A 14,795-nucleotide genomic window follows, 5' to 3' on the forward strand; every position below is an offset into this window, starting at 1 on the left:
GCATCAGGCAATGTCTCCACCAGCCTTAATGGCCACCATTGAAGTAAAGTTATAGCATTTGAACCACATCACCACATCTTCAAACCCTACTTTTTTCAACCGGTTTTCGTGAGTCTGATAGCTGTCGGTGAGCATCACATTTTCAAGCGCTGCCCGTTTCTGGCTGACTTCCAGTTCACTGTAACCATTATTGCGCTTAAACTGATGATGCAGGTCGATAAGCAGATGATTTCCCTGTTCACTGGGATGCTGGATTTTCTCTGACAAAACGAGGATCCCACCCGGGTTAAGGCCGTTGAAAATTTTGCTCAGCAGCGTTTCTCTTTGCTCCGGCGGAATAAATTGCAAGGTGAAATTCATGATCACCATAGATGCATTTTCTATTTTGGTGTCCAGAGCAGATTCACAATGGAGTGTGACAGGGTTAGGTAAATGAAAACTGGAAATTACCCGTTCACAGCGCTCAATCATTGCCGGAGAATTATCAATACCGGTTATCTGACAGGACAAATGATCCGTGTTGCGTGCAACAGAAAGACTGGCTGCCCCCAGAGAACAGCCGAGATCATACACATTGCTGCCATCAGTAACTCTGGCTCTGGCCAGTTCTCCGATGGTATGCAGAATCGTCTGATAACCCGGTACTGAACGTTGAATCATATCGGGAAATACGTCAGCTACGTGTTCATCAAATCGGAAATCACTGACGGTTGTCATATGGCTGGCAAAAATATTATCCGGCTTTTGCACTGAAAGACCTTACTGATTAGCTAAAAAACGGGGCAGATTTTAAAGGATTGCCACGTTTTTTTCATTTAAAAGGAAAAATTTCTTGATTATAAAGCGCCTTAAGTTAATTTGACTTTATATCATTAGCCTAAAGTATTACCCTATAGTAACAGGAAAAATTACATAATTCGGGCACCGCATTATATGACTCGTATATTAGTTGCAGATGATCATCCACTGTTCAGGGAAGCATTAAGTGCTGCACTGGAACCGTATTTCAAGGACGCTGAAATTCTTGAAGCGGACAGTCTTGAATCCATGATGACCGTGTTAACTGAAAATCACCACATTGATTTACTGTTATTAGATTTAAATATGCCGGGAGGCGAATACTTCAACGGTCTTATTTCCGTTAAAGATGTTTATCCGGAATTACCCGTCGCGGTTATCTCTGCCAATGAAAGCATTGATGTTGTCGCTCAGGTTATGGGATTGGGTGCACAGGGCTTTATTCCCAAATCATCGCCCACAAAGCAAATTGCTGAAGCAATCGTGACCATTAAAGGTGGTGAAAACTGGGTACCGGAAGAGATGAAAGCGGACCTGGAAAACGTTGATGAAGAACTCACTCAACTGTTGAAACGATTCCGTGAACTGACGCCGAAACAAATTCAGGTGCTGAGCTTCCTGCGTGCAGGTTTAATGAATAAGCAAATTGCCCACGAAATGAATGTGACCGAAGCGACTATCAAGGCACACATCAGTGCAATTTTACGCAAGCTTGAAATTAACACCCGGACTCAGGCTGTACTGCTGATGGACAAATTGCAGTTCAGTTAATTCTCCCGAGGAATAAAAAAGGCCGCATCATTTTGATGCGGCCTTTTAGTTTCAGGCAGTATTTAAGCCATTGTATTCACTTTTGCAATGAGTTCTTCGTTGTCGAAATCATCTACATTGATAGTACGCAGGCGGCCGGCTTCGGCTCTGGTAAGTAACTCAGCTTCTTCTTCGTCAATAATACCCTCTGATAATGCTGCATCAGCCAGTTTATCCAGACCGGTAAAGGGAAGACGGGCTTTTCTGGCCTTACAAATTTTATCGAATACCGGCTCAGCAGCCAGCACGTCATCCAGTGTTTGCTCCAGATCACCAAACAGACTGCCTTCCTCCCGTGTGAGGTACTGTCCGTCACCGAGTCGGGTACGCACTGTGCCGGGCGTTTGCAGAATGGTTGCGATCTGGTGTTCCAGTTTGTCATCGGGACGTTTACAACGTCTGCCAAAGGGTAATATCAATACTCTTAATGCCGCAGCCATTGCTTTGTTAGGGAAGTTACTGATAAAGGTATCCAGTGCTTCTTCAATGTCGAACAAGGTGTTTTGCAGTGCCCAGTGCATCAGCGGAGCATCTTCCTGTAACCGGCCTTCTTCATCAAAACGTTTCAGCGTTGCACTTGCCAAATATAAGCCACTGAGAATATCCCCCAGTCGGGCAGATAAACGCTCTTTACGTTTCAGTTCACCACCAAGCAGACCCATTGACACGTCAGTCAGAAATGCCAGGTTAGCACTGTAACCCTGGAGTAACTGGTAATAGCGACCGGTGTCGTCATTAAACGGCGTGCGGTGAAATAAACCACCTGTGAGTGAGAACCACAGGCTTCTTACTTTATTTGCAGCGGCGAATCCCAGGTGACCAAATACCGCTTTATCAAATTCCCGGAGTTGTTCAGATTTATCCGTCATTGCCGCAGCCTGAATTTCAGACAGTACATACGGGTGACAACGCATAGCGCCCTGACCGAAAATCATCATATTGCGGGTAAGAATATTGGCACCTTCCACGGTAATGGAAATGGGCGCGCCCTGGTAACCGCGGCCAAGATAATTATTTGGCCCGAGCATAATGCCCTTACCACCGTGAATATCCATAGCGTCGTTTATGACCTGGCGCATTTTCTCCGTCAGGTGATATTTGCTGATGGCAGATATCACGGACGGTTTTTCGCCTAAATCTACACCTACCGTGGAGAACCGGGTGACGGCATCCATCAGGTAAGCATTACCGCCGATACGGGCAAGCATTTCCTCCACGCCTTCCATATGACCAACGGGAATGCGGAACTGACGGCGTATACGTGCATAGGCGCCGGTTGCCAGTGCCACTGATTTTGCACCGCCTGCGCCGGTAGAGGGCAGGGTAATGCAACGACCCACTGATAAACACTCCATCAGCATGCGCCAGCCTTTGCCCGCCATTTTCGGTCCACCGATAATGAAGTCCAGGGGCACAAATACGTCTTCACCTTTAAGCGGCCCGTTCTGAAAGGGGGTATTCAGCGGGAAATGACGACGGCCAATTTCCAGTCCTTTCGTTTCTCTTGGGATCAGAGCACAGGTTATGCCTGCGGTTGTCTGACCTTCCAACAGCCCTTCAGGATCTTCCAGCTTAAATGCCAGTCCGATAACCGTTGCCACCGGTGCGAGAGTGATATAGCGCTTATTAAAATTAAGACGCATGCCCAGAATTTCTTTTCCTTCCCATTCACCACGGCAAACGACGCCGGTATCTGGGATGGCGCCGGCATCGGAACCTGCTTCAGGCCCGGTAAGTGCAAAACAGGGAATTTCTTCTCCGTTAGCCAGCCGGGGCAGATAATAATCCTGCTGCTCTTTAGTGCCGTAATGTTGCAGCAATTCGCCGGGACCAAGAGAATTCGGAACGCCTACCGTACTGGATAACACTGCAGAGCAACCCGCCAGTTTCTGCAATACTCTCGATTGTGCGTAGGCTGAAAATTGCAAACCGCCATATTTTTTCTTAATAATCATGGCGAAGAATTTATGCTCTTTCAGATAGGCCCAGATTTCCGGCGGCAGATCAGCGTTCTGATGATTAATTTGCCACTCATCAACCATATGGCATACACGGTCTACCGGACCGTCAAGAAATGCCTTTTCTTCCGCGGTCAGACGGCCTTTAGGAATTGCATGGAGTTTGTTCCAGTCAGGTTTGCCGGAGAACAACTCGCCGTCCCACCAGACTGTACCGGCATCAATGGCTTCCTGTTCAGTTGCGGACATTTCCGGACTGACTTTTTTGTAAAAAGCGAGCAGGCGTGACGAAATGAATTTTCTGCGTACATCCGGCATAGACAGTGGAACAGCAATGATGAGGAAGAGTAGCCAGCTGAAGAAACCGATGCTTCCGGTGATTGTGCCAAGCACCATAATGCCCGCCAGTAAAGACACGGTAGACGTTAAGCTCATACGCTTATACGCGGCTACACAAACGGCCACCATGAATATGATAAACCACGCGAGTTCACCCATACATTGCTCCTTAACAGTATGAAATATGCTGAATCAGTAAGTTGGACTGAGGTCAGACCAGAGTATGATGCTAAAACTAATGTCTGTCACATCAAAGGTCAAGAAAGAGAACACAAAAATTTTACAACTTAACGTAGATTAAAGATGACGGTATGCACTGAGCTTGATATCCCCCTGCTCATCACCATCTTTAAATTGCTGCAGGCGGACCAGATTATAATCCAGAGCGGGGGCAAACCAGGCAAATGTTTCCCGGCTGCTATTATTGTCGCGAAGAATTTTTACCTTAACAGTGTCAAGTTCGCCGTAAGGCAGTGACAGTTTTTCTTCACCGGTGACTTCAATACCATAATTTTTCCGTTCACCACGGTAGTTAATGAAATCATAAGACAGGGTTGTTTTGCCTGCGGCCAGTTGTCTGGCGAGATCAATACGGTAAAGTTGATTATCGGTTTCTCCCTGCCATGGCAGAGTCTCACCACCTTCGATTTCTATCTGCTTGTCAGGGAAACTGGCAAACTTAACCGAAAGCTGTTTATCAGGTCCGGTACCCGTGCGCTTATAGTAGTAGGAGAAAGGCAGAATTGTATCTTCCGAGGCAAAAAACACGGAGTGTTCAAAACGTTCGTCAGATAAGAAGAATTTGGAAACGTCTGAAGAATAGGTGAGGGAGTATTGTTCGTCGCTCAGATATTCAAGCTTGATTTTGGCTTCACCCACATCATCACCCCATTTATAAGCGGTATAATGCGCTTCAAAAGGAGTAATAACAGGTTTGTCTTCTGCAGATGCCGGTACAGAAACCAGCATCAACAAAAGTGACAGCAGAAACCCTGCCGGTTTAGTCGTTGGCGTAACCTTCCGGCGGAAGAATTTTATCATCAAGCACAGCCTTATTATCTTTCATTGTCAGACGACCGGCGACAAACCACTTCAACACTAACGGATAAATCCGGCGTTCCTGTTCCTGAACCCGTTCAGCCAGTTCATCTGCGGTATCATCTTTAAATACCGGTACACGACTCTGGATGATTACCGGACCACCGTCCAGTTCAGGAGTCACAAAATGCACACTGACACCGTGTTCTTTGTCGCCGTTATCAATCGCACGTTGATGGGTATGTAACCCTTTGTACTTTGGCAACAAAGACGGGTGGATGTTCAATAATTTACCGGAAAAATGTTCAACAAATTCAGGCGTAAGAATACGCATGAATCCGGCCAGTACTACGCCATCCGGGCTAAAACTATCAATCAAAGATTGCAGTTTTGCGTCAAACTCATCGCGGTCTGAAAAATCTTTATGATCCAGGCAATGTGCAGGGATGCCGGCTTTTCCGGCTCTTTCAAGGCCGAATACATCGGGGCGGTTTGAGATCACCGCCACAATTTCAGCCTGCAACTGACCGGCTTCGATACTGTCGATCATAGCCTGCAGATTAGACCCGTTACCGGAAATCAATACGCATAAGCGGGGTTTAGCGGTAGTCATTACTTAATTTCTACCTGTTCTTCGTCGCCGCTGCGATCTTCAATATGACCCAGCAACCAGGCTTGTTCTCCGCCTTCATTCAGAATACGGACGGCTTCATCTGCATCGTTTTCATCGACAACGAGGATCAAACCAACGCCACAGTTGAAGGTACGGTACATTTCATGTTGCGTAACGTTACCGTTTTCCTGCAACCAGTTAAATACGACAGGCCATTGCCAGCTTGACTCATCTACTACAACTTTGGCGTTTTCAGGCAGCACACGGGGAATATTTTCCCAGAAACCGCCACCGGTGATGTGAGAGATGGCCTCTACTTTTACTTTTTCCAGCAGTGCCAGTACCGGCTTCACATAAATACGGGTTGGCGCAAGAAGATGATCGATAAGCGGCTTACCATCAAGGTCTGCATTCACGTCTGCTTTGCTGACTTCAACGATTTTACGGACCAGTGAGTAACCGTTTGAATGGGGGCCGGACGAAGCCAGAGCAATAATTTTCTGACCAGCTTTTACGCCGCTGCCGTCAATCACTTTATCAGCTTCTACAACACCTACGCAGAATCCGGCAATATCGTAATCGCCGTCGTGGTACATGCCGGGCATTTCTGCTGTTTCACCGCCAATGAGCGCACAGCCAGCCTGTTCGCAGCCTTCACCGATACCGGTGACCACGTCTGCAGCCACATCTACGTCCAGTTTTCCTGTAGCGTAATAGTCGAGGAAGAATAACGGCTCTGCACCCTGAACAATCAGATCGTTAACACACATAGCAACCAGATCGATACCCACGCTGTCATGACGGTTGGCATCCATCGCTACGCGCAGTTTAGTTCCTACACCGTCGGTGCCGGATACCAGTAACGGGCGTTTATACTTCGCGGGCAGTTCACATAACGCACCAAAACCACCAAGGCCACCACGGACTTCCGGACGGGTTGTTTTTTTAGTAACAGATTTAATACGTTCAACCAGCTGATTTCCGGCATCAATGTCTACGCCTGCATCTTTATAACTAAGTGACTGTTTGTTTTCGCTCACGAGTATGGCCCTGGTGCGGTGATTGGAAAGACGCGGATTCTACCAGTAAGTTGCAGTAAGTCCAACAGGGCGCAGGGGGGAATTCGGCTGCTGATCTGTCCTGATGCTAATCTTTTACATTTTAGTGGTGAAATATTCCGGTAAATAACACACAATACGTTTTCGCATAGTCCAGGTACGGGTTTCACGGAGCGGCGTTAATTCTTCATGCTTTTTCAATTATCTTCCTTTTCTTTAGTGTTCATTGTTGTTTCTCTGTTTGCCGGAGCTTTCTCAGGATCCGTTCAGGCCAGTACAGTGGTATCAGTTAACGAGGCCAGTGTGGCTGTGTCCGATCAGTCATCATCGACCCAGAAGAAAGCGGCCCGTCAGGCACTGGAACAGGTAGTCATAAAAATTACCGGTCAGCGTGCAGCTACTTCAAACAGTGCAGTAAGGGCCATGTTGTCTCAACCTGAACGGTATTTGCGGGCGTACCGCTTTGATGTGGTTAACGGTCAGTTGTCTTATGTCGCTGAGTTTGATTCCCGGGCAGTTATAAAGGTGATCAGGGAAGCCGGATTACCCGTCTGGGGGCAGCGCAGACCGGATACTTTATTATGGCTTGCCACCGAAGATGAAAATGGAAACCGCCAGATCATCGATGACGGTGCTAAAGGACAGGTAAGCCGTCGTCTGCGTGAACTGGCTGTTGAAAGAGGCGTGCCTGTCGTGTTCCCGCTGATGGATTTAGATGACAGCGTGAATATTTCCGTTTTTGATGTTTGGGGACGGTTTGCCAGAACGTTGCAAACTGCTTCGGTCAGATATCAGCCTGATTACATTGTCGGCGCGCGGTTATACAAAGTAAAGATGAATGCTGTGCCTGACATTGAAGAAGAACAGCAAACGCGGGAGCAGGCATCAGCATTTCGCTATGACACCTACCGGCCTGCTTTTTCCAATAATGGTTTACAGGATTTGAATACCTACCTGGTGGATGATCTTGTGGAAGAAGCCCGTTCTCCGGCGTTCACCCGCAGCGAATTCGAAGCAATGTCACAAAAGCACACGCAAGGTGACTGGGCGCTTGACTGGGTAGTGATCAAAAATAACGACATTCAGTTCGGTACCCTTTATGCAGATGATGAAGACAGCCTTACCGCGTTGTTTTTTGAAGAATACAGCGATTATCTTGGCCAGCATTTTTCAGTCCGTAGCGGTGATGAACAAACAGAAGTGAATAACATTTCTATCTCTGTTGCCAATGTGGACTCGCTGGAAAAGTACGTGCATGCCAGAGAATACATGGAACAGATGAGCATGGTGAGTCATGTGTCGCTGGTGAGTCAGAAAGGGTCTGTGGCGACGTTCTCACTGTCGCTGTTGTCGCAAACCAGTGACTTTTTCAAACTGGTGAGCCTGGATTCAAAACTCAAGCCGGTGTCTGACGTGTCAGGTAACCCCCTTGACGGACTGAACTTTTACTGGAACGAATAACACAGCGCCTATGCAGTTACCTCTGGCGGTATCGTTACCTGATGATGAAACCTTCGCAAGCTTTGAGGCTGGTGAAAACAGCGGCCTTGCAGACTTTCTTTCTGCACTGAGCCAGAGTGGCAGCCGCTGGCGGGATAACACGGCATTCAGTTCGCTGGACAATAGTCCGCTGGCGGGTGTCGGTATTACCGGTGCTGCGGGGCGGGGCAAGAGTCATTTACTTTATGCCGTATGCCACCAACTTGCCTTTCACCAGACACGGCATATTTATTTAAACTTACGGGAATATGCTGACTGGACGCCGGTGATCTTTGATGGCCTGGAGCGCCTGCCTTATGTGTGTCTGGACAATATTGATGCCATTGCCGGCATTGATGAGTGGGAAGAGGCGCTTTTTCATTTTATTAATCGTGTGGTAGACAATCATACGTCCATATTTATCTGGACCTCTTCCATAGGCCCGAACCATCCCGCTTTCAAATTACCTGACTTACGTTCACGTCTGAGCTGGGGTATTACCTGGCAACTGGCAGGCCTGACTGATAATGAACGTTTGAATGTGCTGAAAAAGCGCGCGGCGCAACGGGGTATGCGTTTTTCCGAACAGGCTCTGGCGTTTTTACTCACCCATTGTGACCGTGATTTACCGGCGTTGCTTGCTATGCTCGACCGGCTGGACACCCGCTCTTTGCAGGAACAGAAGAAACTGTCTGTGGCTATGATTAAGCGGGAACTGGAAAAAGAATAACCTTTCTGTGTGTCATGGTGTCTTTATTCCGTTTCTTCGAAGCGCTGCTTCTCTTCCTTCATGACATCTTTCAGTTTTTTAAGTCCGAGACCCAATTCCCGACCCCGTAATCTGGCAAACAGGCTGCAACCGGCAAACATGCCCGTGGCAAGTATCAGTTCCGTTATGGCATAACCCAGTTCCTGCGGTGCCGCGTAACCGGCTGTAATGCCGTGGATGACGTAAAACAGTACCACAAAGTTTGCCCAGGCGTGGGTATAGGGTTTGCCTGCAATGATGCCGCGAAGTGGCAGGAGTAAAGGCAAAATATAAATTATGGCGATGAAGAGCGTGCCGTAGACCCTTTCATCAACCAATACAAATTGCCACAAGGTTACCCAGGCGAGTAATCCGAGATAACTGAGTAACGCCAGCCAGCGTGCTTTTTTAGTTGCCGGTGCCATTTCTGTCATGATTTCTTCCGTGCTAATTGCCGTACCAGTTCCCCGAGACGCTTTCCCTGGGCAAAAGCCAGCGCTGATTCATCAGCAGTCAGTTTACCGTCACTGAGGCCTGACACATGTCCGGCACCATAAGGCGAGCCGCCGGAAGCAGTATCGTGTAATTGCGATTCAGTGTAAGGAATACCAAAGAGCACCATGCCATGATGGAGCAGGGGCAGCATCATGGTAAGCAGGGTTGACTCTTGTCCGCCATGCATACTGCCACCGGAGGTGAATACACAGGCGGGTTTATCAATCAGTACGCCTTTCAGCCATTCCTGAGAAGTACTGTCGAGGAAATGTTTAAGCGGAGCGGCCATATTTCCGAACCTGACCGGACTCCCCAGTGCCAGACCGGAACATTCTGTCAGATCAGAACGGGTAACGAAGGGCGCGCCTGCTTCTGGAACATCCGGCCATGGTGTCATATATTCAGGGATCGCCGGCACGGTACGCACCCGTGCTTCGGCTCCTGTACTTTCAATGCCTCTGGCGATATGTGTTGCCAGTTGCCGGGTTGTCCCGTTTCTTGAGTAATACAACACCAGTACCGGCGACATCAGAGTATGTCCAGAACACTTTCAGGTGGACGACCTATGCGGGCCTTATCACCTTTAATGACCACCGGACGCTCAATTAACTTCGGAACAGAAACCATGGCATCGAATAATTGTTCGTCGGTAACAGAGCTCTCACCTAATGCCAGCTCTTTATATTCAGCTTCTTTTGTCCGCATCATGTCACGGGGGGACGAAACACCCAGCTTTGTAGCAATGGCTTCAAGCTGTTCCCGGGTTAACGGGTGTTTAAGGTATTCGGTGACTTCAACATCAATACCCTTTTCCTGTAATAAAGTGAGGGTCTGGCGACTTTTGGAGCAACGGGGGTTATGAAGTATTTGTACTGAAGACATAGGCTTTTTATTCAATGTGTTATAAATTTCACTGAGATGAATTCTAACAAGTATTAATGTAAGAATAATATGACCGGACGCAATTAATCATGAAAAAATCATTAATGATTGTCAGTGCGGCTGTGGTTGCACTGATTGCCGGCTGGCAACTTCAGCAATATACCCGCGCAGATGCCGTTACACTTTCTGTACAGCCGGTTCGCTGGGCAGACAATGGCGGAGAATGGCATATCATCAACTTTTTCGCCCCCTGGTGTTCTCCCTGTTTACGGGAGATCCCGGCCCTGAACAGGCTGATTAATCGCCTGCCTGACCATGTGAAGATAACCGGTGTCAGTTTTGATGACAAAAATGAGCAGGAACTGCGTGCCTTAACACAACAGCTAAATATTGAGTTTGCTGTGATAAACACCGCAAAAGAAACCATTTTTCCCATGCCGTATCCGGACTATCTGCCCGCAACGTATCTGATTTCACCTAAGGGGGAGGTTGTGAAAGCGTTGTACGGTGAGCAGGACGATGACTCCCTGGACGGTTTAATTCAGTATACAAACGCGGAGGCGGGTACCTCCGCTCACTGAATTAAGGGAGGTATTTACAGTCGTTTCAGCCGCTCTTCCTCGTCCCGCAGTTGTTTAATCCTTGCGCGGATCCGCTGCTTGTCAAGGTGCTTGTCGGCAGTAAAGTTATAAGCAAACTGTAATTCATCCACAGCGCGACGGTAAGCACCGTTCAGTGCCATCACTTCTGCTTTACTTTGATGCATGCCCTGAAAATCTTTGTTGTTTTTATATGCTTCAGTGAGTAACTGCCAGGCGATTTCATAGTCAGGATGCACCAGCAACAAGTCTTTCAGTAACTGAACAGCTTTGTCATTTTCATTGGCGGCAATAAGCGCATTGGCCTGATTCAATGCCAGTACCTGATTGCGTGGTGTTAATTGCAGGTGCGGTGCCAGACGTTCTGTTGCTTCCTGTGGTTTACCCATTGCCAGAGAAAGATCAGTGGCTGCATCAAGGTAAAACAGATTATCCGGGTCTTCATTGAGTAATGTATCGATCACCTTCGCTGCTTCCGGAATCTTCTCATTGCGCATGAGTGCCAGCGCTAGACCATACATTGCCGCTTCACGGACTACATAGTTCTTACGGTCCACCGCATCCTGGTAGTATTCCAGGCTGTATTTTTTATTGAACGTGTACCTGGACATCACTCTGGCCTTTGCCAGATGAAAAGAAATACTTTCTCTTAACCGCACAGGTGGAAAATCACCGGCTCTGGCGCGGGCATCGGCAACACGCGTTTCCGTTAACGGGTGAGAAAGCAATCTTGCAGGCGGACGGGATACCATGCGGTATTGTTCCAGCAAGGTTGAGAAGAAGCTGGCTGCCGCGTCAGGATCAAATCCGGCACGGTATAACATGCCTATCCCAATCCGGTCAGCTTCCTGTTCATTAGAACGGGTATAATCAATCTGCATTTGCGCTGAAGCGGCCTGACCGGCGGAAATGGCTGCCATACCGGCCTGAGGATCTGCCATCGCCAGTAAAACACCGCCTAATATACTGGCAATGGCCAGTGGCGTAGCACGCTGTTGTGCCTGCATGTGGCGGGCAAGGTGACGCTGGGTAACGTGAGAGATTTCGTGGGCCAGCACTGACGCAAGCTCACTTTCGTTTTTCGCATTATGAATAAGGCCGGTATGCACACCAATGTGGCCGCCAAAGAAAGCAAAGGCGTTAATGGCATCGTTGTTGACCCAGAAGAATTCAAAAGGAAACTTGGTGTTGTCGGCATGAACAACAAGGCGGTTACCCAGATCCTGCAAATACTCATCCAGCACTGGGTCGCCGATAATCGGGGCCCCACCGCGCATTTGCCGCATAACGGCATCGCCAATCAGCATCTCTTTGTCAAGGGAAAGGGCTTCGGACGCTACCACACCTATTTCCGGTAACGTATTACGATCGCTGTATTTACTGGTTTGTGCGATGGCAGAAAAACTCATTGCCAGCAAACACAAGCCTATTTTAATTCCGTTTCGCGCTAAATATCTCATTGAACCTGTTACTGTTGAGTACCACTGAAGCGTTTACAGATAGAGTGGCAAACTCCATGATTAGTTTCATTTTTCCATCGCATTATTTTAGCATTGTGCCGTACAATACGGGTGATTGCTATATTGCTTCATGCATAATGTAACCCGGATGTTTTCATTTAGCCTGTAATACCGTGGAATCCGGGTTGCAGAGCGGTCAGTGATTCTCCTATGATGCATTTTTTTCCGTTCCGACTGAGCAGAATTTATGAGTTTAATCAGTGTATTCGGCCGCTGGTACCGCCGGAAGTTCTCTGACCCCGATGCAGCCATGTTGCTGATCTTAATCCTGTTGACGGCAACTGTGTTCGTCTTCTGGGGTGGGCTTATCATGCCTGTTCTGGTGGCAGCTGTGATTGCTTATCTGCTGGACTGGCCGGTGAACCGGCTGGTAAATATTGGTGTCAGCAGGACCATTTCCTGCAGCGTTGTGATGCTGGCGTTTGTTGCTGTCACCATACTGATGATTGTCGGCTTGTTACCTACTGTGAGCCGTCAGAGCGTGAATCTGATTCAGGAAACGCCGCTAATCTGGCAAAACGCGCAGGACTGGATCCTGCGGTTACCGGATAAGTATCCTGACTATGTACAGGTTTATCAAATTCAGCAGATGATGGAGAGTCTCAATGATCATCTGGTGGATATGGGACAGCAACTTTTGTCAGCATCTGTCAGTTCAATCGGTAATGTTGCAGCGTTACTGGTATATATGATTCTGGTGCCGTTGATGGTGTTCTTCATGCTGAAAGACAAATTGTTTTTTCTTGATGGCATTTCGTCATTGTTACCGAAAGAGCGGCGGTTGATTACGCAGGTCGGGCATGAAATGAATACCCAGATAGCAAATTATATCCGCGGCAAAGTTATCGAAATTCTGATTGTGGGATCTGTATCCTGCATTGTCTTTGCTCTGATGGACTTGCGCTATGCCATTCTGCTCGGCGTACTGGTTGGCTTGTCAGTGCTTATCCCCTATATCGGTGCAGCCGTTGTCACCATTCCGGTAGCTGTTGTGGCATTGTTTCAGTGGGGGCTGACCCCTGATTTCTGGTATCTGATGATTGCCTACGGCATTATCCAGGCATTGGACGGTAACTTACTGGTACCACTTTTGTTCTCCGAGGCGGTGAGCTTACATCCTCTTTATATCATCGTGGCGGTTCTGTTCTTCGGCGGATTGTGGGGGTTCTGGGGAGTGTTTTTCGCCATCCCGCTGGCAACACTAGTCAAAGCGCTGATAACAGCATGGTCCGGCGGACCGGATGAACCGCCGCCCTGTAACACTTATTGACGGTATGTCCGAACAAAAAAGCCCTGCTCTGACAGGGCTTTTTGCTTTGTGAACGACGGGGTAAACCGGGTTATCAACCAGCCTGATTCAGATAATCCAGTACAACCTGATGATGGTCTTTGGTTTTAAACTTATTAAACACGTGTTCAACAGCACCGTTTTCATCGATAAGAAAGCTTAAACGATGAATGCCGTCGTATTCTTTGCCCATGAATTTTTTTGGACCCCAGACGCCAAAAGCATCAGCCACAGCGTGGTCTTCGTCCGAGAGCAGGGTGAAGTTCAGGTTTTCTTTCTCAATGAACTTTGGCAGGCGTTTAACAGCGTCCGGACTGATCCCCAGTATCACAACATTGAGTTCATCCAGTGATGTTTTGCTGTCGCGAAGGTTCTGTGCCTGCACGGTACAGCCCGGTGTCATTGCTTTAGGGTAAAAATACACCAGTACTTTCTTACCTTCAAAATCTGCCAGATTAACGGCTTCGCCATTTTGATCCGGCAGGGTAAATGCCGGTGCTTTATCACCTGCTTTTAAGGTGTTCATAATTCTCCTTTATTTTTGTCTATAATCTTGCCACTCAGATTCAGGGAACCGAACAGGGCATCAGCCTCCGAACGAAGCTGCGTGATATCAACGGAATCCGGCGTACTGACAACAAATTTGCAGCGCATCATTTCTTTGCCGGTTTTTTTATCTTTAAAGGTACGCTGACGAAACGCACTGATGGAGACGTGCCGTTTCGCAAAAAAGCCGGTTACCGACTTCAGCAGGCCATGACTGTCTTCGCCGCTGAACTCCACATCGTAAAGATAATCTAAATTTTGTTTCTCATGATGGCTGGTTCGCTTCATCATAGAAAGCAGGCCGAACTTCTGACACATGGGGGGAATGGCCAGCTCCGCCCGTGTGATTGCCTGATGGGAACCTTCGATGATCATGGTCAGGGAAAATTCTTTCCCGTATATCGCCTGCCTGCTGTCGAGAATATTGCATTGAGCTTCCGACACGGTGCCGGCAATTTCGCTCAGCATGCCGCTCTTGTCGGTACCCAAAATCGTGACTATTAACTGATGATTCATGTCGTTACTTATAAAACCGGAGCCACATTTATACTAACACATCAGGATTTTTTGATGCCACGTTCCGGCATCATAAAGTGAGCTTAAGCACCGCGTCAGTTCGAAAAA

Annotated in this window: 16 protein-coding genes; 5 read left to right on the plus strand and 11 right to left on the minus strand. The window is 47.9% G+C overall.

What is annotated here, in order from left to right:
• Positions 1-3 precede the first annotated feature (3 nt).
• Positions 4-750 carry a carboxy-S-adenosyl-L-methionine synthase CmoA gene (gene cmoA / locus ACXAGR_RS17030; RefSeq protein ID WP_474851479.1) on the minus strand — a complete coding sequence of 249 codons (747 nt, stop codon included), beginning with the start codon at positions 748-750 and terminating at the stop codon, positions 4-6.
• 183 nt (positions 751-933) lie between these two features.
• On the opposite strand from cmoA, the gene ACXAGR_RS17035 reads away from it, so the two are divergent.
• A complete protein-coding gene (locus ACXAGR_RS17035; RefSeq protein ID WP_119501455.1) occupies positions 934-1,569 on the plus strand; it encodes a response regulator transcription factor in 636 nt (211 codons plus the stop codon).
• A 62-nt stretch (positions 1,570-1,631) separates the two neighbouring features.
• On the opposite strand, the gene fadE is transcribed toward ACXAGR_RS17035, so the two are convergent.
• The 4 genes from fadE to purM form a co-directional block, all read right to left on the minus strand.
• Positions 1,632-4,064, minus strand: a complete 2,433-nt coding sequence (fadE, locus tag ACXAGR_RS17040; protein ID WP_474851481.1) for an acyl-CoA dehydrogenase FadE — start codon at positions 4,062-4,064, stop codon at positions 1,632-1,634.
• A 138-nt stretch (positions 4,065-4,202) separates the two neighbouring features.
• Entirely contained in the window at positions 4,203-4,946 is a 744-nt protein-coding gene (locus ACXAGR_RS17045; RefSeq protein WP_474844262.1) for a DUF3108 domain-containing protein, read from the minus strand.
• The gene (gene purN, locus ACXAGR_RS17050; protein ID WP_474851483.1) at positions 4,906-5,556 is read right to left on the minus strand and encodes a phosphoribosylglycinamide formyltransferase; all 651 of its coding nucleotides are present in this window, start codon (positions 5,554-5,556) and stop codon (positions 4,906-4,908) included. The genes ACXAGR_RS17045 and purN overlap by 41 nt, the downstream gene beginning before the upstream one ends.
• Positions 5,556-6,596: a phosphoribosylformylglycinamidine cyclo-ligase gene (purM, locus tag ACXAGR_RS17055; RefSeq protein WP_474844260.1), complete on the minus strand. Its 1,041-nt coding sequence runs from the start codon at positions 6,594-6,596 to the stop codon at positions 5,556-5,558. The genes purN and purM overlap by 1 nt, the downstream gene beginning before the upstream one ends.
• Positions 6,597-6,803: 207 nt before the next feature.
• Between purM and ACXAGR_RS17060 the strand changes: the two genes are divergently transcribed.
• Positions 6,804-8,075, plus strand: coding sequence for a DUF2066 domain-containing protein (locus ACXAGR_RS17060; RefSeq protein ID WP_474851485.1), 1,272 nt, complete (start codon positions 6,804-6,806; stop codon positions 8,073-8,075).
• 10 nt (positions 8,076-8,085) lie between these two features.
• The gene (gene hda, locus ACXAGR_RS17065; RefSeq protein ID WP_119501449.1) at positions 8,086-8,823 is read left to right on the plus strand and encodes a DnaA regulatory inactivator Hda; all 738 of its coding nucleotides are present in this window, start codon (positions 8,086-8,088) and stop codon (positions 8,821-8,823) included.
• A 23-nt stretch (positions 8,824-8,846) separates the two neighbouring features.
• Here hda and ACXAGR_RS17070 read toward each other — a convergent pair whose 3' ends face one another.
• From ACXAGR_RS17070 to arsC, 3 genes are read right to left on the minus strand one after another with little or no spacing between them, the layout of a single operon-like run.
• Positions 8,847-9,266 (minus strand): DUF2069 domain-containing protein, encoded by a 420-nt coding sequence (locus ACXAGR_RS17070; RefSeq protein ID WP_474851655.1) that lies wholly within the window; start codon positions 9,264-9,266, stop codon positions 8,847-8,849.
• Between the two features lie 5 nt (positions 9,267-9,271).
• On the minus strand, positions 9,272-9,865 hold the full coding sequence (gene wrbA, locus ACXAGR_RS17075) for an NAD(P)H:quinone oxidoreductase (protein ID WP_474851487.1): 594 nt from the start codon (positions 9,863-9,865) through the stop codon (positions 9,272-9,274).
• Positions 9,865-10,218 (minus strand): arsenate reductase (glutaredoxin), encoded by a 354-nt coding sequence (arsC, locus tag ACXAGR_RS17080; RefSeq protein WP_303574728.1) that lies wholly within the window; start codon positions 10,216-10,218, stop codon positions 9,865-9,867. The genes wrbA and arsC overlap by 1 nt, the downstream gene beginning before the upstream one ends.
• Positions 10,219-10,307: 89 nt before the next feature.
• Here arsC and ACXAGR_RS17085 point away from each other — a divergent pair, with 89 nt between their 5' ends.
• Complete coding sequence (locus ACXAGR_RS17085; protein ID WP_474851489.1) at positions 10,308-10,799, plus strand: TlpA family protein disulfide reductase; 492 nt, start codon at positions 10,308-10,310, stop codon at positions 10,797-10,799.
• Positions 10,800-10,813: 14 nt separating this feature from the next.
• Here ACXAGR_RS17085 and bepA read toward each other — a convergent pair whose 3' ends face one another.
• Positions 10,814-12,277: a beta-barrel assembly-enhancing protease gene (gene bepA, locus ACXAGR_RS17090; protein ID WP_474851491.1), complete on the minus strand. Its 1,464-nt coding sequence runs from the start codon at positions 12,275-12,277 to the stop codon at positions 10,814-10,816.
• 247 nt (positions 12,278-12,524) lie between these two features.
• Here bepA and ACXAGR_RS17095 point away from each other — a divergent pair, with 247 nt between their 5' ends.
• Positions 12,525-13,607: an AI-2E family transporter gene (locus ACXAGR_RS17095; protein ID WP_474851493.1), complete on the plus strand. Its 1,083-nt coding sequence runs from the start codon at positions 12,525-12,527 to the stop codon at positions 13,605-13,607.
• 73 nt (positions 13,608-13,680) lie between these two features.
• Here ACXAGR_RS17095 and bcp read toward each other — a convergent pair whose 3' ends face one another.
• Both bcp and ACXAGR_RS17105 read right to left on the minus strand, forming a co-directional pair.
• Positions 13,681-14,151 (minus strand): thioredoxin-dependent thiol peroxidase, encoded by a 471-nt coding sequence (gene bcp / locus ACXAGR_RS17100; protein ID WP_474851495.1) that lies wholly within the window; start codon positions 14,149-14,151, stop codon positions 13,681-13,683.
• The gene (locus ACXAGR_RS17105; protein WP_119501442.1) at positions 14,148-14,687 is read right to left on the minus strand and encodes a glycine cleavage system transcriptional repressor; all 540 of its coding nucleotides are present in this window, start codon (positions 14,685-14,687) and stop codon (positions 14,148-14,150) included. Before ACXAGR_RS17105 ends, bcp begins: the two co-directional genes overlap by 4 nt.
• Positions 14,688-14,795: the final 108 nt, after the last annotated feature.

The organism is Alteromonas sp. ABH4_457, from assembly GCF_056160625.1.

Bases quoted from the DNA above. Each gene is read 5' to 3' on its own strand.
- wrbA (WP_474851487.1), bottom strand. From the start codon at position 9,865: ATGTCGCCGGTACTGGTGTTGTATTACTCAAGAAACGGGACAACCCGG.
- ACXAGR_RS17060 (WP_474851485.1), top strand. From the start codon at position 6,804: ATGCTTTTTCAATTATCTTCCTTTTCTTTAGTGTTCATTGTTGTTTCT.
- purN (WP_474851483.1), bottom strand. From the start codon at position 5,556: ATGACTACCGCTAAACCCCGCTTATGCGTATTGATTTCCGGTAACGGG.
- bepA (WP_474851491.1), bottom strand. From the start codon at position 12,277: ATGAGATATTTAGCGCGAAACGGAATTAAAATAGGCTTGTGTTTGCTG.
- ACXAGR_RS17105 (WP_119501442.1), bottom strand. From the start codon at position 14,687: ATGAATCATCAGTTAATAGTCACGATTTTGGGTACCGACAAGAGCGGC.
- bcp (WP_474851495.1), bottom strand. From the start codon at position 14,151: ATGAACACCTTAAAAGCAGGTGATAAAGCACCGGCATTTACCCTGCCG.
- ACXAGR_RS17085 (WP_474851489.1), top strand. From the start codon at position 10,308: ATGAAAAAATCATTAATGATTGTCAGTGCGGCTGTGGTTGCACTGATT.
- ACXAGR_RS17045 (WP_474844262.1), bottom strand. From the start codon at position 4,946: ATGATAAAATTCTTCCGCCGGAAGGTTACGCCAACGACTAAACCGGCA.
- arsC (WP_303574728.1), bottom strand. From the start codon at position 10,218: ATGTCTTCAGTACAAATACTTCATAACCCCCGTTGCTCCAAAAGTCGC.
- hda (WP_119501449.1), top strand. From the start codon at position 8,086: ATGCAGTTACCTCTGGCGGTATCGTTACCTGATGATGAAACCTTCGCA.
- ACXAGR_RS17035 (WP_119501455.1), top strand. From the start codon at position 934: ATGACTCGTATATTAGTTGCAGATGATCATCCACTGTTCAGGGAAGCA.
- fadE (WP_474851481.1), bottom strand. From the start codon at position 4,064: ATGGGTGAACTCGCGTGGTTTATCATATTCATGGTGGCCGTTTGTGTA.
- ACXAGR_RS17095 (WP_474851493.1), top strand. From the start codon at position 12,525: ATGAGTTTAATCAGTGTATTCGGCCGCTGGTACCGCCGGAAGTTCTCT.
- ACXAGR_RS17070 (WP_474851655.1), bottom strand. From the start codon at position 9,266: ATGGCACCGGCAACTAAAAAAGCACGCTGGCTGGCGTTACTCAGTTAT.